Origin of the sequence: Vibrio sp. 1159 (assembly GCF_033340395.1) — a bacterium.
GTDB lineage: Bacteria > Pseudomonadota > Gammaproteobacteria > Enterobacterales > Vibrionaceae > Vibrio > Vibrio alginolyticus.
Map to the genome: position 1 here is coordinate 22,722 of NZ_JAWOWL010000016.1, position 23,511 is coordinate 46,232.

At 42.0% G+C, this 23,511-nt stretch carries 23 protein-coding genes and 4 pseudogenes; 18 read left to right on the forward strand and 9 right to left on the reverse strand.

Going from position 1 to position 23,511, the window contains the following annotated elements:
• Nucleotides 1-70: 70 nt before the first annotated feature.
• The 13 genes and pseudogenes from R7127_RS13920 to R7127_RS13980 form a co-directional block, all read left to right on the forward strand.
• Nucleotides 71-581 (forward strand): annotated as a pseudogene (locus tag R7127_RS13920) (type IV secretion protein Rhs); the annotation flags it as partial.
• Nucleotides 582-597: 16 nt separating this feature from the next.
• Entirely contained in the window at nt 598-1,479 is an 882-nt protein-coding gene (locus R7127_RS13925; protein WP_206971530.1) for an immunity 49 family protein, read from the forward strand.
• Nucleotides 1,480-1,647: 168 nt separating this feature from the next.
• Nucleotides 1,648-2,547, forward strand: coding sequence for an immunity 49 family protein (locus R7127_RS13930; RefSeq protein ID WP_318142056.1), 900 nt, complete (start codon nt 1,648-1,650; stop codon nt 2,545-2,547).
• Nucleotides 2,548-2,715: 168 nt separating this feature from the next.
• The gene (locus R7127_RS13935) at nt 2,716-3,618 is read left to right on the forward strand and encodes an immunity 49 family protein (RefSeq protein WP_033905290.1); all 903 of its coding nucleotides are present in this window, start codon (nt 2,716-2,718) and stop codon (nt 3,616-3,618) included.
• A 63-nt stretch (nt 3,619-3,681) separates the two neighbouring features.
• A pseudogene (locus R7127_RS13940) lies at nt 3,682-3,895 on the forward strand (hypothetical protein); the annotation flags it as partial.
• A gap of 196 nt (nt 3,896-4,091) precedes the next feature.
• Nucleotides 4,092-4,310, forward strand: a complete 219-nt coding sequence (locus R7127_RS13945) for a hypothetical protein (protein WP_033905291.1) — start codon at nt 4,092-4,094, stop codon at nt 4,308-4,310.
• Between the two features lie 673 nt (nt 4,311-4,983).
• Entirely contained in the window at nt 4,984-5,883 is a 900-nt protein-coding gene (locus R7127_RS13950; protein WP_206971531.1) for an immunity 49 family protein, read from the forward strand.
• A gap of 72 nt (nt 5,884-5,955) precedes the next feature.
• On the forward strand, nt 5,956-6,213 hold the full coding sequence (locus tag R7127_RS13955) for a hypothetical protein (protein WP_128740512.1): 258 nt from the start codon (nt 5,956-5,958) through the stop codon (nt 6,211-6,213).
• Between the two features lie 429 nt (nt 6,214-6,642).
• Entirely contained in the window at nt 6,643-7,197 is a 555-nt protein-coding gene (locus R7127_RS13960; RefSeq protein WP_033905294.1) for an imm11 family protein, read from the forward strand.
• Nucleotides 7,198-7,285: 88 nt separating this feature from the next.
• Nucleotides 7,286-8,164, forward strand: a pseudogene (locus R7127_RS13965) (type IV secretion protein Rhs); the annotation flags it as partial.
• The gene (locus R7127_RS13970; protein WP_033905296.1) at nt 8,165-8,416 is read left to right on the forward strand and encodes a hypothetical protein; all 252 of its coding nucleotides are present in this window, start codon (nt 8,165-8,167) and stop codon (nt 8,414-8,416) included.
• Nucleotides 8,392-8,970 (forward strand): ankyrin repeat domain-containing protein, encoded by a 579-nt coding sequence (locus tag R7127_RS13975; RefSeq protein ID WP_225452442.1) that lies wholly within the window; start codon nt 8,392-8,394, stop codon nt 8,968-8,970. The genes R7127_RS13970 and R7127_RS13975 overlap by 25 nt, the downstream gene beginning before the upstream one ends.
• 442 nt (nt 8,971-9,412) lie before the next feature.
• A pseudogene (locus tag R7127_RS13980) lies at nt 9,413-10,632 on the forward strand (ammonium transporter).
• Nucleotides 10,633-10,664: 32 nt separating this feature from the next.
• Here the strand turns inward: R7127_RS13980 and R7127_RS13985 are convergent.
• Nucleotides 10,665-10,838 carry a hypothetical protein gene (locus R7127_RS13985; protein ID WP_169628679.1) on the reverse strand — a complete coding sequence of 58 codons (174 nt, stop codon included), beginning with the start codon at nt 10,836-10,838 and terminating at the stop codon, nt 10,665-10,667.
• 118 nt (nt 10,839-10,956) lie between these two features.
• Between R7127_RS13985 and cobB the strand changes: the two genes are divergently transcribed.
• The gene (gene cobB / locus R7127_RS13990; protein WP_005377522.1) at nt 10,957-11,688 is read left to right on the forward strand and encodes a Sir2 family NAD+-dependent deacetylase; all 732 of its coding nucleotides are present in this window, start codon (nt 10,957-10,959) and stop codon (nt 11,686-11,688) included.
• Nucleotides 11,689-11,776: 88 nt separating this feature from the next.
• Here cobB and R7127_RS13995 read toward each other — a convergent pair whose 3' ends face one another.
• The 5 genes from R7127_RS13995 to potA all read right to left on the reverse strand — a co-directional run bounded on the left by R7127_RS13995 (nt 11,777) and on the right by potA (nt 16,924).
• On the reverse strand, nt 11,777-12,814 hold the full coding sequence (locus tag R7127_RS13995; protein ID WP_172563262.1) for an extracellular solute-binding protein: 1,038 nt from the start codon (nt 12,812-12,814) through the stop codon (nt 11,777-11,779).
• A 249-nt stretch (nt 12,815-13,063) separates the two neighbouring features.
• Entirely contained in the window at nt 13,064-14,095 is a 1,032-nt protein-coding gene (locus R7127_RS14000; protein ID WP_017634902.1) for an extracellular solute-binding protein, read from the reverse strand.
• A gap of 102 nt (nt 14,096-14,197) precedes the next feature.
• Nucleotides 14,198-14,968 (reverse strand): spermidine/putrescine ABC transporter permease PotC, encoded by a 771-nt coding sequence (gene potC, locus R7127_RS14005; protein WP_005389180.1) that lies wholly within the window; start codon nt 14,966-14,968, stop codon nt 14,198-14,200.
• A complete protein-coding gene (potB, locus tag R7127_RS14010; RefSeq protein WP_005377512.1) occupies nt 14,968-15,828 on the reverse strand; it encodes a spermidine/putrescine ABC transporter permease PotB in 861 nt (286 codons plus the stop codon). Before potB ends, potC begins: the two co-directional genes overlap by 1 nt.
• Nucleotides 15,809-16,924 carry a spermidine/putrescine ABC transporter ATP-binding protein PotA gene (gene potA, locus R7127_RS14015; protein WP_017634901.1) on the reverse strand — a complete coding sequence of 372 codons (1,116 nt, stop codon included), beginning with the start codon at nt 16,922-16,924 and terminating at the stop codon, nt 15,809-15,811. Before potA ends, potB begins: the two co-directional genes overlap by 20 nt.
• 400 nt (nt 16,925-17,324) lie before the next feature.
• On the opposite strand from potA, the gene R7127_RS14020 reads away from it, so the two are divergent.
• The 4 genes from R7127_RS14020 (at nt 17,325) to ttcA (ending at nt 20,719) form a co-directional block, all read left to right on the forward strand.
• Nucleotides 17,325-18,122, forward strand: a complete 798-nt coding sequence (locus R7127_RS14020) for a hypothetical protein (protein ID WP_170893783.1) — start codon at nt 17,325-17,327, stop codon at nt 18,120-18,122.
• On the forward strand, nt 18,115-18,951 hold the full coding sequence (locus tag R7127_RS14025; protein ID WP_017634900.1) for a glucosaminidase domain-containing protein: 837 nt from the start codon (nt 18,115-18,117) through the stop codon (nt 18,949-18,951). Before R7127_RS14020 ends, R7127_RS14025 begins: the two co-directional genes overlap by 8 nt.
• Nucleotides 18,952-18,964: 13 nt before the next feature.
• Nucleotides 18,965-19,627, forward strand: a complete 663-nt coding sequence (locus tag R7127_RS14030) for a DUF2987 domain-containing protein (protein ID WP_005389171.1) — start codon at nt 18,965-18,967, stop codon at nt 19,625-19,627.
• A 198-nt stretch (nt 19,628-19,825) separates the two neighbouring features.
• Nucleotides 19,826-20,719: a tRNA 2-thiocytidine(32) synthetase TtcA gene (gene ttcA, locus R7127_RS14035; protein WP_005377502.1), complete on the forward strand. Its 894-nt coding sequence runs from the start codon at nt 19,826-19,828 to the stop codon at nt 20,717-20,719.
• 139 nt (nt 20,720-20,858) lie between these two features.
• Here the strand turns inward: ttcA and uspE are convergent, their stop codons facing one another.
• The 3 genes from uspE to R7127_RS14050 all read right to left on the reverse strand — a co-directional run bounded on the left by uspE (nt 20,859) and on the right by R7127_RS14050 (nt 23,504).
• The gene (gene uspE, locus R7127_RS14040; RefSeq protein ID WP_005377500.1) at nt 20,859-21,806 is read right to left on the reverse strand and encodes a universal stress protein UspE; all 948 of its coding nucleotides are present in this window, start codon (nt 21,804-21,806) and stop codon (nt 20,859-20,861) included.
• A 180-nt stretch (nt 21,807-21,986) separates the two neighbouring features.
• A complete protein-coding gene (locus R7127_RS14045; RefSeq protein ID WP_005377497.1) occupies nt 21,987-22,733 on the reverse strand; it encodes an FNR family transcription factor in 747 nt (248 codons plus the stop codon).
• 90 nt (nt 22,734-22,823) lie between these two features.
• On the reverse strand, nt 22,824-23,504 hold the full coding sequence (locus R7127_RS14050; protein WP_172563260.1) for a sulfite exporter TauE/SafE family protein: 681 nt from the start codon (nt 23,502-23,504) through the stop codon (nt 22,824-22,826).
• Nucleotides 23,505-23,511: the final 7 nt, after the last annotated feature.

The following is a 23,511-nucleotide window of genomic DNA, read 5'->3' on the forward strand; positions in this document are numbered from 1 at the left end:
CAATATGCAGTCCACCATATCCAGTGGATTGACCCAACAGGTTTGGGGCAGCCAATACTGGCATAGTATAAAAAAGTCTGAACTCAATACGAGTGATTATGAGCTAACAGAAAGAAACAAAGCAAAAATTGATGAATGCTTGAAAGAGCGTCAAGAGGCAATGGACGCTCGAGCTAGCAAAGAGGGATATCACGCTCAAATTGGTAATAATTAACCAGCAGTCTGCAAAAATTGGTGAGTTGGTCGCGGATGACTTTATTCGGAATATACGCCCTAATGCTAAGTTGAGCCATCCCAAAGACCTTGCAACTTAGGGATCGAAACCAGGTGATTTCAATATGGTGTACCTCTCAGATGATACTGAAGAAATCATCATCGTCGAGGCTAAGGGTGGCAGCAGGCCGCTCGGCAGTCGTAAAATTGGCAATGAAGCATATCAGCAAGGGACAAGCAAATATGCGGCGGAAATCGTTAAATTAATGTCTGAACAAAAAGCTGGTACAACAGAAATTGATGCTTCAGATGGCGTATCTAAAGTGAATGTAAAAGAGTTTGATATTAGCCTCGAAGAATTAGGTTAAGGGAAGTAAAGTTAGTATGAAAAAGATAAATAGAAAAGCAGCCTACGAGTTGAATACTGAGGAACTTAATTACTATACAAAACAAATAGAAAAAAACTTAGAGAAAAGAAAACATCGTATCACAATAAAGCGCGAAAACTTGATATATCTAACAGACGGGGTTTGGGAGCAAGTTAGGTTATATACTTTGTTTCCAGTGTCTGAACTAAATGACCGAATAGGAACGCTGCGTCTATTTGAAGCCTCGATAATGCAAGCTAGCTATCATCGACTAGCTCAAAAACCTGAAAGCCCTTTGACGGTTAAGGTACCTGATCATCCTGAAATAACTTGGAAAGGCGAAGGTATTTTAAAAACAGGTTTCATTTGTCCTTCAATGTGGCTAGATGCGTATTTTACCTCTGTCATCGTTCGTGATAAACCTAGCTTGGACGTATTGGCGAACTTTCCGATTTCTTTGATGAGACAGAGCTCTACCAAAGCGGGTGAGCTGTCTTATATGCTAGTAGACGTCATTCAGTCGTTCCACAATCGCACATCGGATTATCCTGATAAGCTGGTTGCAGCAATGGACGCAGCGGTAGCTCAAGGGGATAACTGGGCGTCGGAAATTGCGATGGGGATCCTAGAGACCTTCGCAGCGCTCACTACTAACATTGGTTATGACTTTGAGGAAGTGCTAGTCAAAAACCTACAATTCCAAGAAAAATATCATCTTCGAGAATTAGGATCAGATAGGATAGGCATCCGCACTTTTATTAACTTCCCACTGCTTGGCATGGCTTGTATGTGGTACGACAAAGGCAACCGTTTATCTGTCGAAACTGGTTGGCTTCCTCCCTATCTCGTCGAAGGGTGTTGGTTAGAGGATGTAAAAGCCGGAAATATAATTCGCTAAGCTTTAAAGGGAGCTAGGTCATCATTTCTGACGTTTTGTTGCGTTACACTTGGCATTATGTGTCCTTTTTAAAGATACCTAAGCCCTTTTACTCGAATAGCTTGAAGCGCTCAGACGTAGTAGTAGAAGTAGCAGAGTTTAAAATTGATTCCAAAGGACTACGTTAAAATGCAAAGTAAAGGAACAATCAAAATTGTAGAACGCAAAGCAGATCCTGAGCTGAGTGAAAGTGGAGTTTATTCTGAGAAAGAATTCATCAATAAGATATTAGAACAGCGAAAAGAAGGTCTTAAAGTCAGGCGAGAAAACTTGGTTAGTTTTGGTGATTTTGCCATTGACCAGGTTCGCTGGTATACCTGGTTTCAAACCTCACATGAAGACGAACAAATTTGTACATTACGTCTTTATGAAACTTCATTAATGGGGGCTTGTTATCATCGGCTGGCTATGTTTCCGAATGAGCCATTAACTGTTCAGATACTCGGTTATCCAGAAGTAACATGGGATGGTGAAGGTATCTTAGAAATGGGCTTCATTTGTCCTTCAATGTGGTTAGATGCCTATTTCACCTCTGTCATCGTTCGTGATAAACCCAGCATGGATGTATTGGCGAACTTTCCGATTTCTTTGATGAGACAGAGCTCAACCAAAGCGGGTGAGCTGTCTTATATGCTAGTAGACGTCATTCAGTCGTTCCACAATCGCACATCGGATTATCCTGATAAGCTGGTTGCAGCAATGGACGCAGCGGTAGCTCAAGGGGATAACTGGGCGTCGGAAATTGCGATGGGGATCCTAGAGACCTTCGCAGCGCTCACTACTAACATTGGTTATGACTTTGAGGAAGTGCTAGTCAAAAACCTACAATTCCAAGAAAAATATCATCTTCGAGAATTAGGACCAGATAGGACAGGCATCCGCACTTTTATTAACTTCCCTCTGCTTGGCATGGCTTGTATGTGGTACGACAAAGGCAACCGTTTATCTGTCGAAACTGGTTGGCTTCCTCCATATCTCGTCGTAGGGTGTTGGTTAGAGGATGTAAAAGCCGGAAATATAATTCGCTAAGATTCAAAGGGAGCTAGGTCATCATTTCTGACGTTTTGTTGCGTTACACTTGGCATTATGTGTCCTTTTTAAAGATACCTAAGCCCTTTTACTCGAATAGCTTGAAGCCCTCAGACGTAGTAGTAGAAGTAGTAGAGTTTAAAATTGATTCAAAAGGATTAAGTCAAAATGCAAAGTAAAGAATCGATCAAGATTGTAGAGCGCAAAGCAAATCCTGAACTTGACACACAAGCCATTGTGAGTAAAAAAAATTTTATAAACCGGGTTTTAGATAACAGAAAAGAAGGTCTTAAGGTCAGGCGAGAAAACTTGGTTAGTCTTGGTGATTTTGCCATCGACCAGGCTCGCTGGTATACCTGGTTTCAAACTACGCATGAAGACGAACAAATTTGTACATTACGTCTTTACGAAACTTCTTTAATGGGAGCCTGTTATCATCAACTTGCTATGAATCCCAATGAAGAATTAAGTATCCAGATACTCGGCTATCCAGAAGTGACATGGGATGGTGAAGGTATTTTTAAAACAGGCTTTATTTGTCCTTCAATGTGGCTTGATGCTTATTTTACTTCGGTGATTGTGCGTGATAAACCTAGCATGGATGTATTGGCGAACTTTCCGGTTTCTTTGATGAGACAGAGCTCTACCAAAGCGGGTGAGCTGTCTTATATGCTAGTAGATGTCATTCAGTCGTTCCATAACCGCACGTCGGACTACCCTGATAAACTGGTGGCCGCGATGGACGCGGCAGTTTCTCAGGGTGATGATTGGGCATTAGAAATCGCCATGGGTATTTTGGAAACTTTTGCGGCCCTGACAACTGACATCGGTTATGACTTTGAAGAAGTACTCATTAAGAACCTACAGTTCCAAGAGCAATACCAAATGAGGCTCGATAAGCCAGAGGGCTTAATTTCTATAGAAACCTTCATATCTTTCCCTCTGCTTGGTATGGCATGTATGTGGTATGACAAAGGCAACCGTCTATCTATTGAAACCAGTTGGCTTCCTCCTTATCTCGTCGAAGGGCATTGGTTAGAAGATGTAAAAGCAGGGAAGATCACTCGATAAATCCTTTAGTTAGCAATTCAGTAAATAATCCACCTTTCACGAGGTGGATTATATGTTTACCGATATTCAATCAACTCCATCTAGTGGATTGACTCAACAGGTTTCCTCTGTGAAAAACGCTTACAGCAAATGTTGGCAGAGTATCAGGCACAAAATAACTTTCCCCCAAGAGGTTTGCGATCAGATTTTAGAGGCAGCAAAAGAGTCATCCGTCGGAGAAGATGGCGTTCTCTCGCAAGTCAAAATCCGAAAGCCAAAAGGTAAAAAACATATCAGAAGCTCTAGTCAAAATTCCAGTCAATGAATTAATAAAACTAACGGTATCTCGCCCTTTTTGGGGGCATTAAGCGTTGGATGGGAGCCTACGAGCGATTTTTACCCAGCAGTCGGTGAAGGTGGAGTTAATCAATTTCTAGGAGAAACTAAAAGTTGGGACGATAGCTAGGTTATCCCATTACAAAGTTGAGGATAAAATGAATTTTGAAGATGATCTTGTGACTATACTCATAAATTTCAGAGATAACATTATTAATGATATGGCTCTTAAAAAGTGGGTTACTAATAATGAGTGCGATTTAAAAGCCTTGCTAGGAAAGTCAGGGCTTACTTTGAAAATAAATAATGGTGATAGAAAGGCAGTTACGTCTGTAATTGCTCAATATAGTGGCTCGGAAAAAACTTATTTTATATAAGGAGGGCCCCTTCAAAGGCTTGACCGACGTTGAGTGCTGTGAAACAGCAATTGCTATGGCAGTTTATAATGGAATTCTAAAAAAGTGCCTCAACCTCATTGGTTTCAGCCGTCCACTAAAGAGATCGGGGCCGCCGAGTTTTACGAATCTATAGGCAGTAAATCTGTTTGGAATCTGGTAATCCCAGAGCGAGCATCTAGAGGGTACTGGAAAAAATAGGTTAGATCTCTATTTTTGGCGTTCATGTTTCGTGACACATGGCATTTTATGGCTAAGACTCAACGGTATGTCACTTAACTAGGAGTTGTCCCCTAAAAAATAATGGCGTGTTTTCTTACAACCAGGAGACTACGGTATGGCCTACCTTGTAGAAGAACCCAAAACCCAGGGAAATTATTCTCGTAGACGTTAAGAGGTATTAGCCCACTAGACAGCCGTAAGGTTGGAAATATGGCATATCAGCAAGGGACAACTGAATATGCAACTGCAATTACTGATCTAATGGCTCAAAAGGACAAAGATACAACCGAATAGAAAGCGGCCAGAAGTATAAAAAGCATTGAGAAAAAAAACTCCTGTTAGATATATTCACACCGCAGCGGCTATTTCTGATGCTGTAGAGGTTTCTTCAGTTAATGTAAAGGAATTTAACGTAGAATTAGGACTGGATTAAATGTCTGATAATAAAAAGAAAGTTAGCATGAAGAGAAAGGCGGAACCTCAATTGACACCAAATGATGTCGCTGACTACCAAATGTATATCAATGAAGATTTAGATGAGCGCAAAGAGCTAATAGCAATCCGCAGGGAGAACTTAGTCGCTCTTAGCGACGACGTTTCAGAACAAGTGAGGTGGTATAGTTGCTTTCCATCTTCAATAGAAACTGAACAAATCGGAACACTTTGCCTTTATGAGGCATCATTGATGCGTGCTTTTTACCATCAACTTGCCATTAAACCAAATGAACCTCAAAGCGTTAAATTACCTGATTATCCAGAAGTAACATGGAAAGGCGAAGGTATTTTAAAAACAGGCTTCATTTGCCCCTCAATGTGGCTAGATGCGTATTTTACCTCTGTCATCGTTCGTGACAAAGCTAGCATGGATGTGTTAGCGAACTTTTCGATTTCTTTGATGAGACAGAGCTCTACCAAAGCGGGTGAGCTGTCTTATATGCTAGTAGACGTCATTCAGTCGTTCCACAACCGCACATCGGATTATCCTAATAAGCTGGTTGCAGCAATGGACGCAGCGGTAGCTCAAGGGGATAATTGGGCGTTGGAAATTGCGATGGGGATCCTAGAAACCTTCGCAGCGCTCACTACTAATATTGGTTATGATTTTGAGGAAGTGCTCGTTAAAAACCTACAGTTCCAAGAGAAATATCATCTTAGAGAATTAGGGCCAGATAGAATAGGGCTCCGCACGTTCATTAATTTCCCTCTGCTTGGCATGGCTTGCATGTGGTACGACAGAGGCAACCGTCTATCTGTTGAAACCGGTTGGCTTCCACCCTATCTTGTTGAAGGACGTTGGCTAGAAGATGTAAAAGCAGGGAAGATCACTCAATAACACCCTTTAGTTAGCAATTCAGTCTATAAGCCATCTTTCTCTTGAAATGGCTTTATATTTATGGTGGGGAGTTTGTTGTTTGCCGAACGACCAATCATTCGTGGCATTATCAGAAAACCCAAAGTTAAAAATCATATTCGATATGAATACGATTTAGACCATATTGATTGCGAGAAGAACGAAGTTACTTTTCATCGTTATATCAATCATTCAGATGGTAGTAAACGCAAAGTTCAATATGTTGTAGGTATAGAGGAAATTGTCCAAATCATCCCCTTAAATAAAACTCAAAGGAGGGGAGTGTTGCGAATTATTATGGCGGTTCTTTAAGAAGAGGTTGTGGGCTCAAGTTAAATAACGAAATAGTTGGCGGGTTACCTGAAAACCATGCTGGAAATCACCAAATTAGTATCAATATTGCTCAGGAATATCCGGTCATGCATAGAGCTACCGAACTTGATTATAACATTAACAGAGGTGCAAATGGGATTGCACTTCCAACTAATATTAAAACATCTGTCGAAATAGGCCTTCCCTGACACGTGGGTAGACATCTAAGTGCTAGGCACCAAGGTTCTCAGGTGCTTTAGTTCGACGAGAAATGAGAGCGTTGTAAACTAAGTATGGTCGTGGTTTGATCGATGATATGATTTTTGTAGATGAAATTGGAAAAACAGAAAGTAACATTAGGAATGCTCTGGAAAAGAATGAAGCTCGATCGCAATTGGATGATCCGCAATGGAAAAGTAGGAAGTAGTAATGACACTTAAAATTTGGACCAACAAGGTAGATAGAGACTCCGATTTTACTCAAGGCAAAGTAACGCAGTCTAGTGTATTAATAGGATTGAATCTGACGGGAGGCGTTGCCCTAGGAGACAAATGGCCAAAAGTTACTATTGATGTCATATCAGATGACAAGCCTGCGGATAGTTTTCTTAGTGGTCCTTTATTAATCGTGAGTCGACGGTTATCTGATTTAATTTCTAAGCACACACAAACGAGTGAAGTTGAATTCCTACCGATTGAGGTTAATTACCAAGGTAAAAGTTTTGGTGAATACTATTTTTTAAATGTTCTTGCGATTTGCGATTTACTGGATAGAAATCATTCAATATTTAGTGAGTTTGATGGAGAGGTTGATTCAATTGATCGAGTTGTCCTTAAGAAAGATATTGAAATGCAGAAAACTATATTTCAACTGGATGCTATCGAGTGGTTATTATGTGTCGATGAAAAACTGGCTGAATTAATCGAGAACAAAGATTTTTCAGGAGTGGTATTTAAGTCAGAAAGTGAATGGCGTCCTTTTTAGAGCTCCTCGGGTATTTTTTTAGCCATCTCTTACGAGGTGGCTTTTATATTTATGATTGGGAGCTTGTTAGTTGAACTGTCAATAGTGGCATTACCAATATGCAGTCAATCCTATCCAGTGGATTGACCCAACAGGCTTCTTGTGTGAAGAAGGGCTAAAACGCTTGGGTCAAATGTAGGCAGAGTATCAGGCCCAAAGCGATGTCCCCCAAGAGGTTTGCGATCAGATTTTAAACGCTGCAAAAGAGTCATCCGTCGGAGAAGATGGCAGCAGACACGAAGTGCAGTATGTTGTTGGGATTGAGGAATTTGTCAATGCGCATGTTTTTGACTCTGAGAAAGTTGGCGGAGAAGAAGGTTGCACGATCTTCACTGAAGATCTTGTGCTGAATAAAGCAGAGTATAAAAAAACTCAGAACTCTATATGAGTGATTATGAGCTAATAAAACGAAACAAAGCAAAAATTGAAGAGTGTTTTAAAGAACGTTAAGAGGCTAGGAAGGCTCGAACTGGCGAAGATGGATATAACGCTCAAATCGCCAAGATTAATCAGAAATCTGCAAAAATTGGTGAGTTAGCCGCGGATGACTTTGTCCGGAGTAAACGTCCTAATGCTAAGCTGCTTCATCCCTAAGGTAAATTTAGAAGCCGGGCGATTTTGATATGGTTTACTAGGTGGCAGAGCCGCCACTAGGTGAAATTATAATTGTTGAGGCCAAAGGAGGGAGCAGCCCGCTGCGCAGCCGTAAGATAGGTAACATGGCATATCAAATATGCAACTGTAATTACTGTTCTAATGGCTCAAAAGGACAAAGATACAACCGAATGGAAAGCGGCCAGAAGTATAAAAAGCATTGAGAAAAAAAACTCCTGTTAGATATATTCACACCGCAGCGGCTATTTCTGATGCTGTAGAGGTTTCTTCAGTTAATGTAAAGGAATTTAACGTAGAATTAGGACTGGATTAAATGTCTGATAATAAAAAGAAAGTTAGCATGAAGAGAAAGGCGGAACCTCAATTGACACCAAATGATGTCGCTGACTACCAAATGTATATCAATGAAGATTTAGATGAGCGCAAAGAGCTAATAGCAATCCGCAGGGAGAACTTAGTGTGGGCTCCAAATCGGATTCAAGGTCAGTATGATATTTATGCGTTGCGGCAGGTTGTTGATACTCTTAAAGTGACAGATAAATGTTGGGTAAACGCGGTGATATAGTTAATGCTTTAAAATTACTGGTTAAAACCGCAGCTGAGGAGATAAATATGGCAGGTGAGCATAGCGCAAAAGATGTAATGGCCGCGATTAGATCCGGTGACGTGAGTGAGGTTGAAAAAATTCTCTCAGGAGATGACAAATTACTTCATCTAATTACGCCTCTGGGTTCTTGGTTGCATATCGCAACGGAGCAAGGGCAAGATAAAATTGTAGAGCTTCTGGTGAATCTAGGTATTGATGTAAATGTTAAGGGGGGGCCTTCAGGTGTAACTCCTTTAAATACAGCTGCATATGAAGGTCATTTAGACTTACTTACCTATTTTCTAGAAAGAAATGCAGTGATGGATATATCTGAACCAGACCGCAACCCATTGTTTGCTGCGATCCATGCAGGTCATAAAAATATTGTGGAGCTATTACTAAAAGCTGGTATAGATACAAAGGTAAAATATACTGGTAACTCTATGAAAGACATGGACGCTATAGCGTTTACTTATGAGTGGGGACGCAAGGAAATCGCAGAAATGATTAAAGAGCACAATAGGCACGCTTAGTAGAAGTTAATATGGTACGACAAAGGCAACCGTCTATCTGTTGAAACCGGTTGGCTTCCACCTTATCTTGTTGAAGGGCGTTGGCTAGAAGATGTAAAAGCAGGGAAGATCACTCGATAAACTCCTTTAGTTAGCAATTCAGTATATAAGCCACCTCTCATGAGGTGGCTTTTACGTTTTGTTGAGCTATATGGTGCGCATTATGTTGGTGCACTAAAACCACATTGGTGCATTTATTAGCATGTTAAACACCATTTCAAGAATACCTAATTTTATTAAAGTTCATACAAAACAATAAATTAAAGCGTAAGTGTTAGAAATATAAATTATGGAATGAGAATTGCTCTGTTAGACGCTCTATAAATCAAGTTCACCAAATTGGTGATGAGCCTAACTTTGATGCACAGGATAAGTGCGCTACAGATCAATGGAGACAATTATAATGAGTGTAACTGCCAATCAGGTACACGGCGCTGTACAAACTCTCACGCAAAGTTCCGACACACTTTTCTTACTACTTGGCGCAATCATGGTTTTTTTGATGCATGCTGGTTTCGCTTTTCTTGAAGTAGGAACCGTGCGCCAAAAGAACCAAGTTAATGCTTTAGTTAAGATATTGGTTGATTTCGGTATATCCGCCATCGCGTATTTTTTATTGGATACTGGGTCGCTTATGGCGGCACCTTCTTTGCTGATGCTGAGACATTATCTCAAGGCAATGGTTACGAGTTAGTGAAGTTCTTTTTCTTGCTGACCTTCGCTGCAGCGATTCCCGCTATTGTTTCAGGTGGTATCGCAGAACGAGCTCGTTTTTATCCGATTCTAATCGCAACATTTTTCACTGTCGGCATCGTATACCCGTTATTTGAGGGAATGATCTGGAACGGAAACTTTGGTGTTCAAGCTTGGTTTGAAAATACCTTTGGTTATGGCTTCCACGATTTTGCAGGTTCAGTCGTTGTACATGGTGTTGGCGGCTGGATAGCGCTTGTTGCCGTCGTGTTTTTGGGCATGAGAAAAGGCAGAGTTCGAGCAGGAAAGCACACCAACTTTGCACCTTCGAATATTCCTTTTTTGGCCTTGGGAGCTTGGATCTTATGTGTGGGGTGGTTTGGCTTCAACGTCATGTCAGCTCAAACTGTGTCAGGCATAAGTGGCTTGGTGGCTATGAACTCATTGATGGCAATGGTCGGAGGCATTGTTGCGTCATTGTTGGCTAGTAAGAATGACCCTGGCTTTATTCATAACGGCCCACTGGCTGGCTTAGTTGCTGTATGTGCGGGCTCAGACTTAATGCATCCTATCGGTGCTTTAGTGACAGGTGCGATTGCTGGCGTGCTATTTGTTTATCTTTTTACCCACCTACAAAACAAAACCAAGATTGATGATGTGCTGGGTGTCTGGCCTTTACACGGTGTATGTGGCGCTTGGGGTGGTATTGCTGCGGGGATCTTTGGCCAAAGCTCGTTGGGTGGGCTAGGGGGCGTGAGCATTATCGTTCAGTTTCTAGGAACGCTTTTGGGCATTTCCATCGCTGTGCTTGGGGCACTTGCAGTCTACGGCGCGATTAATACCAGTATGGGACTAAGGCTTTCAGAAGAAGACGAATTCAATGGCGCTGACCTAGCCATTCATAAAATATCTTCGACCAACGAGGATTGAGGCCAATATGGGAGCGGCATAAAGCCGCTCTTTTAGCAATTGCCTTTCTTGGCTTGGCCTGGAGGACAGAAATTACCATTACCTCGATGGTCATCATCATTGGAGCTGACTCTTACCTTTACATCATCGACTTCGCCTTCAACATTGGTAAGTTGACAGCCTGCCAAAGTCATAAGCAATATAAACGCTAGAGATACTTGTCTCATTGCTGTTCCTCTTAAATTGTAATTCTAATAGTGACCATTACGACTATGGTCTAATCCATATTACTACTGTTGCTATTCTTTCAGTGTTAAGCTAATGAAAAAACAGCAAGGATGAGTTATGAATTTCCCTTATAGAAATATTGTAGTACTTACTGGTGCAGGTATCTCGGCCGAATCTGGTATTCAAACATTTCGTGCGCAAGATGGCCTATGGGAGAATCACCGTATCGAAGATGTAGCAACGCCTGAAGGGTTTGCTCGCGATCCGGACCTTGTTCAAGATTTTTACAACCAACGCCGCAAGAAACTTCAAGATAATGCGATAAAGCCTAATGCAGCGCATGAAGCATTGGGTCGTTTAGAGGCTGAGTTAGAAGGTAAAGTGACGGTCATCACTCAAAATATAGACAACCTTCACGAAAGAGGAGGCAGTCAGAATGTGATTCACATGCATGGTGAGTTGCTCAAGGCCCGCTGTAGTGAATCTAACCAAGTAGTAGAGCACAATGAGGACATTAAGACCGGCGAGCTTTGTCATTGTTGTCAGATCCCTTCACAAATGCGACCACATATTGTTTGGTTTGGTGAAATGCCACTGCGAATGGGTGATATCTACGCGTCATTAGAAGAAGCAGATTTGTTTATTTCGATTGGGACTTCTGGCGTTGTGTATCCCGCAGCAGGTTTTGTTCATGATGCAAAAATGCACGGCGCACATACCATTGAAATTAACCTAGAACCTAGTGCGGTAGAAAGTGAATTTGAGGAAAAACGCTACGGAAAAGCAAGCGTTGAGGTTCCAAAATTAGTTGACGAGATACTGGCTCTAGAAGGAAAAGAAAGAGCGTAATAACTTCAACAGGAAGAGTTTTTGTCTTGTCATTAAGAGCAAAAAAGCGGCTCATGAGCCGCTTTTTCATATCTTTAAAACTAACGAATTAGTTGTTCACTTTTAGCTTTTGGAAGTACTCATCGTACATTACGCTCGCTTCGCCAACTTCATCTTGCCAAGTACCGCTGTCCATCACTTCTTGTGGTGGGAAGATGCTTGGATCATTAGCAAATTCTTTCGGTAGCAGATCGTGTGCCGTTTTAACTGGAGTAGGGTAACCAATCTCTAGTGCGATCTTAGCTGCGTTTTCTGGGCGCAGTAAGAAGTCAATCATCTTATGAGCCGCATCAACGTTCTTCGCGCCAGCTGGAATTGCCAGGCTGTCCATCCAGAAGATCGTTCCTTTTTCTGGCCAGATGATGTCGATGTTCGCGCCTTCTTGACGAGCCATGTAAGCAGAACCATTCCAAAGCATACCAAGTGAAACTTCACCCGCTAGGTAAGGGTTTGCAGGAAAGTCTGAGTTAAATACTAATACGTTTGGCATTAGCTTTTTCAGTTCTTCGTAAGCGGCTTTGATTTCTTCTGGGTTAGTCGTGTTTGGTGAGTAACCAAGCTTAGTCAATGCAATGTGGAATACTTCGCGAGAATCATCCATCAACATTAGTTGACCTTCCCACTTGCTATCCCAAAAATCATCCCACTTCGTAACAGATGATTTGTCTAGCATGTCAGCATTGATACCAATACCTGTCGCACCCCAAATGTAAGGGATAGAGTAGTTGTTGTTCGGATCGAACGGCTTGTTAAGGAAGTTAGTATCAAGATCGGCAAAATGAGACAATTTCTCTTTGTCGATCTGTTGCAGCATGCTTTCTTTACGCATTTTAGAGACGAAATAGGTAGACGGTACTACCAAGTCGTAACCAGAACCTTGAGTTTTTAGTTTTGCGTACATACTCTCGTTAGATTCGTATGTAGAGTAAATAACTTTGATTCCAGTTTCTTTTGTAAAGTCTTCAAGAACTTCGTTTGGAATGTATTCCGACCAGTTGTAGAAATACAGTTCTTGATCAGCAGCCATTGCAGGGGTAGCGATGAGCGTCGCTGCACATAGAGCGCTTGCGTAGAATTTACTTTTCATTTGTTTTCCGTTTTGTTTCGCGATTGGACAAGTCAATACTAGCTGGAGTTATCAAGTTGAGCCAAATCGCAGTAAGCACAAATATGTTCATTTAGCTTGAATATCGTTGTCTCCTTGTTATGAGACGATAAATCTATGATACCAAGACAAATAAACCTAGCAACGCGCGATTATATCAGCCTAAGACAAAAATAGGCAGCGTATTGCTGCCTATTTTCCTATGGTTGATGACTTGTTACACAAGCTAGATTATTGTCCCGCTTTCAGCTTGAGGAAATAATCTTCGTACTTAACGGTTAGATCACCAACCGCATCTTGCCATTCAACGCGGTCAAGGTCTTCTTGAGAAGGGAACAGTGGGGCAACGTCTTTAAACTTAGCATTCGATTCTTCCACCGCCGTTAGGTAGCCAGTATCACGAGAGATTTGCTCTGCGATTTCTGGGCGCAGTAGGAAGTCAATCATCTTGTGAGCGGCTTCTACGTTCTTCGCACCGGAAGAGATAGCGAAGTTATCAACCCAGCCGATACCGCCTTCTTTAGGAAAAACGAGTTTAAGGTTCAGGCCTTCACTTTGTGCCGCTGCGGCGCTACCGTTCCAAAGCATACCAACGCCCACTTCACCAGACATGTAAGGTGCGCCAGGGTTGTCAGAGTTGAAAACTAAAACGTTAGGCATCAACTTTTGTAGCTCAGCGTACGCTTCATCGATTTGCTTAGGGTCTTTTGAGTTACCTGAGTAGCCAAGTTTACGCAGAGCGATATGGAACACTTCACGAGTGTCGTCCATCAACATTACTTGACCTTCAAGCTCAGGCTTCCATAGGTCAGCCCAGCTTTGGAAGTCGTTTGGATCGTACATATCTGCGTTAACCGCTAGGCCTGTAATCGCAACAACGTGTGGGATAGAGTAGTCGTTACTTGGATCGTAAGGCTTGTCTAGGTAGTTTTTATCTAGGTTGCCGAAGTTTTTCAGCTTAGTCTTATCGATCTTTTGTAGCATGCCTTCGTCACGCATCTTCGCCACGAAGTACGTTGAAGGTACTACTAGGTCATAACCTTGGTTATGGGTTTTTAGCTTTGCATACAAAGTTTCGTTCGACTCGTAAGTCGAGTAGATCACTTTGATGCCAGTTTCTTTAGTAAATTGCTCTAGGATATTACTGTTGATGTAAGGACCCCAGTTCATAAATACTAGTTCTTTATCATCCGCTGTCGCTGTACCAGAGAACAGAGAAAGCGCACATGCACTACCAGCTAATAGAGTAGCCCATTTTTTCATTGACGTTAGCTCCAAACCAAACGTTGTCCAATTTTGGACGATAGATAGAAAAACAGAATGGCATGTAACCATTCTGTTTCGTGATGTTAACAGGTGCGGATTCTACTTCACTTTTTCTCTTGCTAGCAACTGAGAAATTACTACCAAGACCAAAGAAACAATCAACATCACCGTTGCTAGGGCGTTCACTTCCGGTGAAATGCCCACCTTAACCATGGAGTAAATCTTCAATGGCAAGATTTCGTATGTTGGACCCGTTACAAACGAGCTGATGATCACATCGTCCAAAGACAGGGTAAAGCTCAATAACCAACCTGCGGCAACCGCTGGTTTAGCGAGAGGAAGGATGATCTGTTTCAAGATAACCCACTCGCTTGCACCAAGGTCTTTTGCTGCTTCCAACATTTTCACATCAAAGCCATTTAAGCGGCTGTATACAGTTACCACAACGAATGGTAGACAAAAGGTGATGTGAGCAATCAATAGTGTAAAGAAGCCAAGCTGTGCGCCTAATACTAGGAACAGAGCAAGTAATGAAATCGCCATTACAATATCGGGAGACATCATCACGACAAACAGCATGCCGTTTACCGCACCTTTACCTTTGAACGAGTAACGGAATAGGGCAACGGCCGTTAAGCTACCAATGATGGTTGCTGCTGTCGCTGAGAATACCGCTACGTTCAATGAATGCCATGCAGCTTGCATTAGGCTGTCGTTATTTACTAAGGTTTCGTACCATTTCGTGGTGAAACCACCCCATTTCATACCAAATTTGTTGGCATTAAATGAGTTAACAATTAAGACGATGATTGGCAGATACAAAAATGCATATACCAGCGCCATAAAGCTAAATCTAACTGTGCGTCCCATTAGTCTAGCTCCACTTTCTTATTCAATAGTTTGCCTGCTCTGTAGTAAGCGTAAAGCATCACAGCCATTGCGAAGGTGAGGGCGATACTGGTCGCAGCACCAAATGGCCAGTCACGAGCGTTCAATACTTGGCTCTTAATAACGTTACCGATCAGTAGGTTCTTCGCACCACCAAGAAGGTCAGAGATGTAGAACATACCTAGTGCTGGTAGCAGAACCAACAAACAACCACCGATAATGCCAGGCATTGTAAGAGGTAGAATCACTTTCGTAATGGTTTGGAACTTGTTCGCACCAAGATCTTTCGCCGCCTCGATATAAGTGTTGTCCAACTTCTCGATTGCCGAGTAAAGCGGCAGAATCATAAATGGAAGCAGGATGTACACAAGACCAATCATTACTGCTGTTTCGGTGTACATAATACGTAATGGCTTATCGATGATTTCCATCGCCATTAATGATTTGTTCAAAATACCTTGTGTACCCAGAACAATCTTCAGGCCGTAAGTACGGATAAGAGAGTTTGTCCAAAAAGGTACGATAACTAAGAACAACATGAATGGGCGCCATTTCTCTGGCATTTTCGCTATGATGTAAGCAAATGGGTAACCAATTACTAAACACAACAACGTCGCCACAATCGCCATGTAGAACGAGTGCATCAGCACTTTCGCATACAAGGGGTCGAGTAGACGTAAGTAGTTGTCGAAAGTAAATGTCATTTCGATTAAGTTTGCTTCATCACGCGTTAAGAAACTCGTACCGATAATCATCACATTTGGTACCAACACGAAAAGTGTTAACCAACCGACGATTAAGGTAATGATCGCGTTTTGAAGATTAATCTTCTTGCTTATCATTGAGGACTACCTCCCAGCTCTCAACCCAAGTGATAGCGACTTTCTGGCCAAGTGAGTGGTCCACATCAGGATCATCTTCGTTAAAGAATTCGCTAACCATTACACGCATGCCCGAATCCAATTGGATAACTGAATCAAGCGTCATACCTTTATAGGTACGCTCTGTTACGTGACCTACGATGCCTTTTTCTTCAGACTCTTTGATCTCTTCGATACGTAAGTCTTCTGGGCGAAGTAGTACTTGCAGTTTTTCACCTGCTTGCGCTTCCTGATCGTAGTAAACAACAGACTCGACACCTTCGATTTCTGCACGGATACGTTTCTCGTCGATACGCTCTAGCATGGTTGCGTTGAATACGTTGATCTCACCGATAAAGCGAGCAACAAATAGGTTCTTCGGCTCTTCGTAAATCTCACGTGGAGAACCATCCTGCTCAATAACACCGTCGCGCATTACAATAATGCGGTCAGACATCGATAGGGCTTCTTCCTGATCGTGCGTAACGAAGATAAAGGTAATACCAAGTTGACGCTGAAGCTGTTTAAGCTCAATTTGCATTTGCTTACGCAGTTTGTAATCAAGTGCAGATAGAGATTCATCTAGCAGCAGTACTTTTGGTTTGTTAACAACCGCACGCGCAATGGCGATACGTTGTTGCTGACCACCAGAAAGCTGATGAGGCTTACGCTGTGCCATTTTTTCTAGGCGCACCATGCGCAGTGCTTCCATTACTCGTGGTTCAATGTCCGCAGTAGGCGTTTTCTGCATACGAAGACCAAAAGCGACATTCTCATATACGGTCATATGTGGAAACAATGCGTAACTCTGAAATACCGTGTTGACGTGCCTTTGCTCTGCAGGAACCTGTGTTACATCCTGGTCATCCAAAATAATTTGACCGTTATCTGCCGTTTCAAAACCTGCAATCATGCGTAAAACTGTTGTCTTACCACAACCAGAAGGCCCGAGAATCGTCAGAAATTCACCATGATTAACATCCAGATTTAAATTACCGATGATTTCCTTACCATCGAAACTTTTACTAATACCAGATAAACGAATAACTGGCTTTCCTGCTTGCGGTTTTGCGTTCAACGTCTGTATTTCCCCCACGTTCAAGCCGGGATTATCCCAGCTGATGTGACACTAACCATTCACTTTTGAGGCGCGCATCATAATCACCAAAAGTGTGAAATTAAAGCATTTTCTTATCTTGAAACAGAAATAATTTTGCAGGAAAAAGCCATCATTCCTTACCATACTGTTTTTATGAGATTAATTGGCATCTAGACACAGTTTGATAGCACTAAACTTTGTTCAACAATTGTTTCAATTTCATGACCTTGAAAGTGGTTAATTATCAACCATACAGTTGAGATTGCAAGGATTGTAGGTGAGTTGTGATGTTAGATGTGGAAAGATTTCTTTATAATGACGATTACATTAATTGACTGGAATTCCAGTCAAAATTTTACAAGTTAGTCTTGGATAAACTATGAACGACGATTTTGAGAAAGATTTCAATCTTGGGGGGAGTGTAGAGCGAGCTTTGTCTGGCAACTACGAGCTTAAAGCTGGCGCGGTTTTTAACGAAGCTTGGCGAGCAACCATCCAGCACTTTTTATCATTTTCTCCTGCCATTATTGTATTGCTTTTTGTCCAGTTAGGTATTTTCTATATTGCATTAAAACTGCAGTTGGGCGATTTGACCGTTATTCTTGATGCGTTTGAGAACCCAGAGTCGTTCACAAACGATATTGTGTCTTCTATTTATGTCGCGAATTTCAGTTATGAGGTGATTAGCGCCCCAATTTATGCGGGGATAAGTTTGATGGCTATGAGTCATATCGCTGGCCTAAAGACTAAGTTGCGCCATGTTGGAAAGGGGTTGCAGTTCACCATTCCTGTTATTCTAGCAACGCTCATGAGCTTAATGCTACAAGGTGTGGTTGGTATGATTTTTCCTTTACTGTCGCTGTATCTTTCCTTGGCATTTAGTCACTCTATTTTGTTGATTTGTGAGAAAAGGGTGCCACCAATGCAAGCGTTGCTGTTATCACTTCGCGCAATCAACAAGAAGATTTTTGTGGTCGCGGGGCTTTACTTAGGCGTGATGTTAATGTTTATTATTGCAGCAATGTTCTACGGTATTGGCTTGATTTTTGTGCTGCCATTCTTCTTCCATTTGAAAGGCATACTCTACCGCGAAATGTTTGGAATTAAGCTTAAGATCGTTACAACACAGAAAAACGATAATGATCACGATGGTAACTCACAGGTGTTTGATGCCTAATTCTTTGAAATCAATAAGTTTACGAGTGGCGGCAACCTGTATAGCCGCCACTTTTATTTCTATAGGCCCATATTTACACTACGAGAAACAGTTTAAATATGTGGAAAATCCTGACGTACTCTCTGGCAAGATTAAGCATGTCGATTTATCACACTTGCCATACATCGGTGATATCCCAGACTTCAATTCAATAAAAGATACGAAAGAGAAAAAAGCTGCTTTTTTTGATTTTTTAAGGCCTAAAATTGCTCTTGAGAATCAACGAATTCGTCATGAGCGGGCCTTTCTTACCTCTTTAAAGGTGGGACAAGTGACGCAAGAACAACAAGAGTATGCTCAGCGGTTATCATCTCTGTATTCGTTGCCCTTGAGTAACGATAAGATTGATCAAGCATGGCTAGACGAGATGCTTGTGCGAGTGAACGTCTTACCTGAAGCCTTGGTTCTAACTCAAGCGGCAAATGAATCTGCGTGGGGCACTTCTCGTTTTGCTACTCAAGCAAACAACTTGTTCGGCCAATGGTGTTATAAAAAGGGCTGTGGAATTGTTCCAGCGCAACGTGGCGCTAACAAAGTTCATGAAGTTGAAAAATTCGATTCTGTACAACAGTCTGTTCATGGCTACTTTATGAATGTTAATCGAAACCCAGCGTATGCAGACCTGCGTGAAATCAGAACATCTCTGGCTGAAAAGAACAAGGGCTTGTTAACGGTTGCAACCGCGTCAGAGTTAACGCATGGGTTGCTAGCCTATTCTGAACGTGGCATCGCCTATGTACACGATCTTCGCGCTATGATTCGTCATAACAACGCCTACTGGACGCAATAAAATAACGGATAAAATGAAAAAGTTAAGCCTAAGTCTATTGGGAAGTGCGGCGCTAATTCTTGTATCGCCGATAACCCAAGCTCAAGAGTACATGTTCACGTACTCAAAGTTATACACTCAACTAAAAAACAACAATAAAGAAGGGCATGACGATGTGAAAGTTGGTGTCTTTTTTGTGGACGCAAAAACTAAGCAAATTTGTACGATAGAAAAAGCTTGGATGGAAAAAGAAGAGCACTATGAAGAGTTTGTTATCCCTGCTTCACAAGAGTTGCCTTTACCAGTTGATAAAAACTTAAAGTCAGCAAATCCGTTGGTTTTTGTCGATACCCCAAAAGATACACGTTGCGATTACTCACTTGTCGTGATGACCAAAGAACCATTACAGGGTAACGTTTCTTACGACCAACTTAAGCCTCTTCTACCTCAAATGCAGACGATGCTGGAAGATTTAGGCGGTATGTTTGCGGGTTGGTTTACACCGGAGGTTCAAGGTGTGACGATGGAGTTTGCAAATCAACTGAATGATAAAGTGATTTTCTCAAACGGAACCGAAAAGCCAATTGTCAATGGCAAGATACAAGTCGCACTAAGTGAAATAGGGCAAGGTGGCACAATGACACTACCAGAACCGACGATGCGAGTGTTACCTTATCTACCTAACGCAAAGAAATGAACACTGAACGTTTAGAAAGGGCTGCAATCGCAGCTCTTTTTTAATTTTGACCGTAACTAAAGTATCTTTCACACTCTTTTCTTAAAGACTCAATAAGACAAACATTTAATCCTGCGTAAAAAGCTCGTATAATCCACGCCCCAAAGAAACCCATGTTAGGAAGTCCTAGTCGATTTATCGGCGATGTGAGAGCCCGCAATGAACCAAATAGATACAAGAAAAGAAACCCTAGAATTCAACAAGCTTCAGAAACGCCTAAGAAGACATGTTGGAAATGCCATTACTGATTACAACATGATCGAAGAAGGCGATGTTGTAATGGCATGTATTAGCGGTGGTAAAGATTCATTCGCGATGCTTGATATCCTGCTGAATCTTCAAAAAGCCGCACCGATCAAATTTGAAGTGGTTGCGGTAAACCTAGACCAAAAACAACCGGGCTTCCCTGAGCACATTCTGCCAGAGTATTTCGAAACACTGAATATCCCTTACTATATCGTCGATAAGGACACGTATTCCGTCGTAAAAGAGAAGGTACCAGAAGGCAAAACCACTTGTGGTCTGTGTTCACGCCTGCGACGTGGTACGCTGTATTCATTTGCAGAGAAAATTGGTGCAACTAAGCTTGCGCTAGGTCATCACATGGATGACATCGTCGAAACAATGTTCTTGAATATGTTCCACGGCTCTCGCCTTAAAGCGATGCCACCAAAGCTACGCTCTGATGATGGCCGTAACGTGGTCATTCGTCCATTGACTTACTGTCGTGAAAAAGATTTGATCAAATACGCTGAGCACAAGGATTTCCCAATAATTCCGTGTAACCTTTGTGGCTCTCAAGAGAACCTTCAGCGTCAATCTATAAAAGCAATGTTGATTGAATGGGATAAGAAGACGCCAGGGCGTGTGGAAGCAATTTTTAAATCAATTCAAAACGTAAGCCCAAGCCAACTAGCAGACCGCGAATTGTTCGACTTTGTTAACTTACCGCTAGATCGTGAAGGTAACCGCGAAGAGTATGAATTTAATGAGGCTGTCGTTTCTTCGACGAATATTGATGAATCGATGTTCATCGATGTTACGAACATCTAACTCGTAAAAAGGAGGTCAATTAGACCTCCTTTTTTGTACCCAACGCTTTAACTGTTCCCAAACAAAAATCCCCCTGTATTGGGGGGATTTATTAGCGCTGATTTGAAAGCGCTCAATACATAGCAATACTAAAGAGAGATTAGGTTGCTGTATTTGGGTCGAGAGGGCTAATGTAGCCTTTTGGTTTTAGAGCCAACACGTCGCAATTTATTTTATCAATTACGTGCTCCGCTGTATTACCAATAAAGACAGCAGAAAGCCCTGTTCGCCCTGTGGTACCTAAAATAACCATTGCTGCGTTCAAGCGCTCTGCAGCTGCCGGAATGACATCTTCAGGTAAACCTTGCTCAACTATCGTTTGCTCTTCATCAAGACCATGTTTTTGGCGTAGTGCTTTCATAGCCGTTAAATGATGGCCTCGCACTGCATCGGTATAAGTCGTTGGGTCAAATTCAGGAAGTTCAATCGTAATATTCGCCGGTGTAACGGGGTAGGCGTTAACAAGATATGGCTTGGCCTCAAGCCGAGTGGTGATTTCTTTTAATCGCTCGACCATCGTATCGTTGAGATCAATATGAGTCGGGTTTTCTGAGCCCACATGTACTGAGGCAAGGATACTTGCTTGTTCCGGCCAAGCAGCATTCTTAATAAGAAGCACTGGAATAGGGCATTTTCGCAACAAGTGCCAATCTGTCGGTGTGAAAATGACAGACTCTAAAACATCATGCTTACGTGTGCCTTTGATGACTAGGTCATGATTGCCTGCATAGACTTCAGCAATAATCGCCTCATAAGGGCGGTTGTGCCAGACAACACAAACATCAAAGTCGAAGCCATCGTTTAGGTATGGTTGAGCAATTTTACGCATCCACTGCTCACGCTGATGAATGACACCTCGACGCATAGCATCTCTTTCATCCACTGATAGCATTGACGTCATGTCATACGAGAAATCGTAAATGGATAAAAAGAAAGTGATTCGGCTTCTAGATACACTTTTCTGAGCTAATTGAACAGCTCTTGCAAGTGCGGGCTGCTCATCATTATTGATGTCAGCTACAACAAGGATCTTACTGTATATACTCATAACTAAGCCCACTTCTATTGCAAAACCAGATACTGAATGTAAATTAAATCAGTATTTTGGAGTACTCACCGTACATTTTTACTGTAGCTTAGTTTGGAGAACTTTTTGAGGACTTTCGAAAGGAATTTATGAGAAATATGATGTAGCTCATTTTCGAGCTACATCAATAATTAGGGTGTATTATTCTTTAGTTACACCAGCAAGTTCCATCAATGCATCGTGGTCTAAGATAGTGATATATTTACCTTTTACGCTTAGGATCTCAGATTTCTGGAAACGACCTAACAAACGACTAATCGTTTCGACTGTAAGACCAAGGTAGTTGCCAATATCACCACGAGTCATAGTTAAACGAAACTCTCTAGGGCTGAAGCCACGCTGAGAAAAACGCGTTGATAGGTTGTAAAGGAAAGCAGCTAGTCGCTCTTCTGCATTCTTTTTAGAAAGAAGCAAAATCATTTCCTGATCACCTTTAATTTCGTTACTCATCAAACGCATGATTTGCTGGCGAAGCTTAGGCATCTTACCCGATAGATCGTCTAAAATTTCGTATGGGATTTCACATACCATCGACGTTTCGAGTGCTTGAGCAAAGCTAGGGTGGGAGTCACCAGTGATAGCATCGAAACCGACTAAGTCTCCAGCTAAGTGAAACGCTGTGATTTGCTCATCACCTTGCTCTGTGATCGTATAGCTCTTGATGGTACCAGAGCGGATAGCGTATAGCGATTTTAGCTCATCACCGGCCTTAAAAAGCTCTTGTCCTTTTTGAATAGGCTTCTTACGTTCGATGATTTGGTCAAGCTGGTCAAGTTCTGCCTCATTTAGAGTGAACGGGATACACAGTTGACTAATGCTACAATCTTGGCAATGAATGGCGCAACCGCCTGATTGGATACGCTTTGTTGCAGGTTTTTCAGAAATCATAACAACCTTTCACTATTTGATATACATCAATATTTTAGCATCGCTTAATCCTAAAGGGTAGCAAAAATGTCACCTCAATAGAGTTTAACGTTATCTGAAACCGAGTAACGCTAAGGCTCCTACAGCGGTATACGTACCATAGCCAATAAGGATTAATGCTGAAATATTTCTAAATATTAATGATTTTTGTAATTTCTGAAAATGATTGGCACCGTATCCAATAATAAGCATCGCAGGTAGCGTTCCGAGCCCAAACGCAAGCATAATTAGGCCGCCGTTCATCGCACTACCAGAAACCGCCGACCAAGTAAGCGCTGAATAAACTAAACCACATGGTAACCAACCCCAAATAAAGCCAAATGGCAACGCGTGAAGAGGATGCTTTAGTGGCAACAGATTCTTCCCTGCCGGCGAGATAAAGCGCCAGATATACTGCCCTAGCTTTTCTATTAAAAGTAAGCCTTGCCACCATTTAGCAATATACAGCGCGACCAGGATCATGAATAACGCCGCAATCAGCCTTAACCAAGCAAGAGAATGCGTTAACCCACTAAGCTCAGATAAACCTGATATAGCACCACCCACTAATGCTCCTATTAAGGTATAACTGATCAATCGTCCGAGGTTGTAGAAGAGGGGGATAAGAGGGGTGGTTTTATTTTTAGCAGAAGAGCCCATGGTAAGCAGAGACGCGATACCACCACACATACCCATACAATGACCGGCTCCTACTAAGCCGATCATCAACGCACCGATAAAATCAGGAGTCATAAAGGTC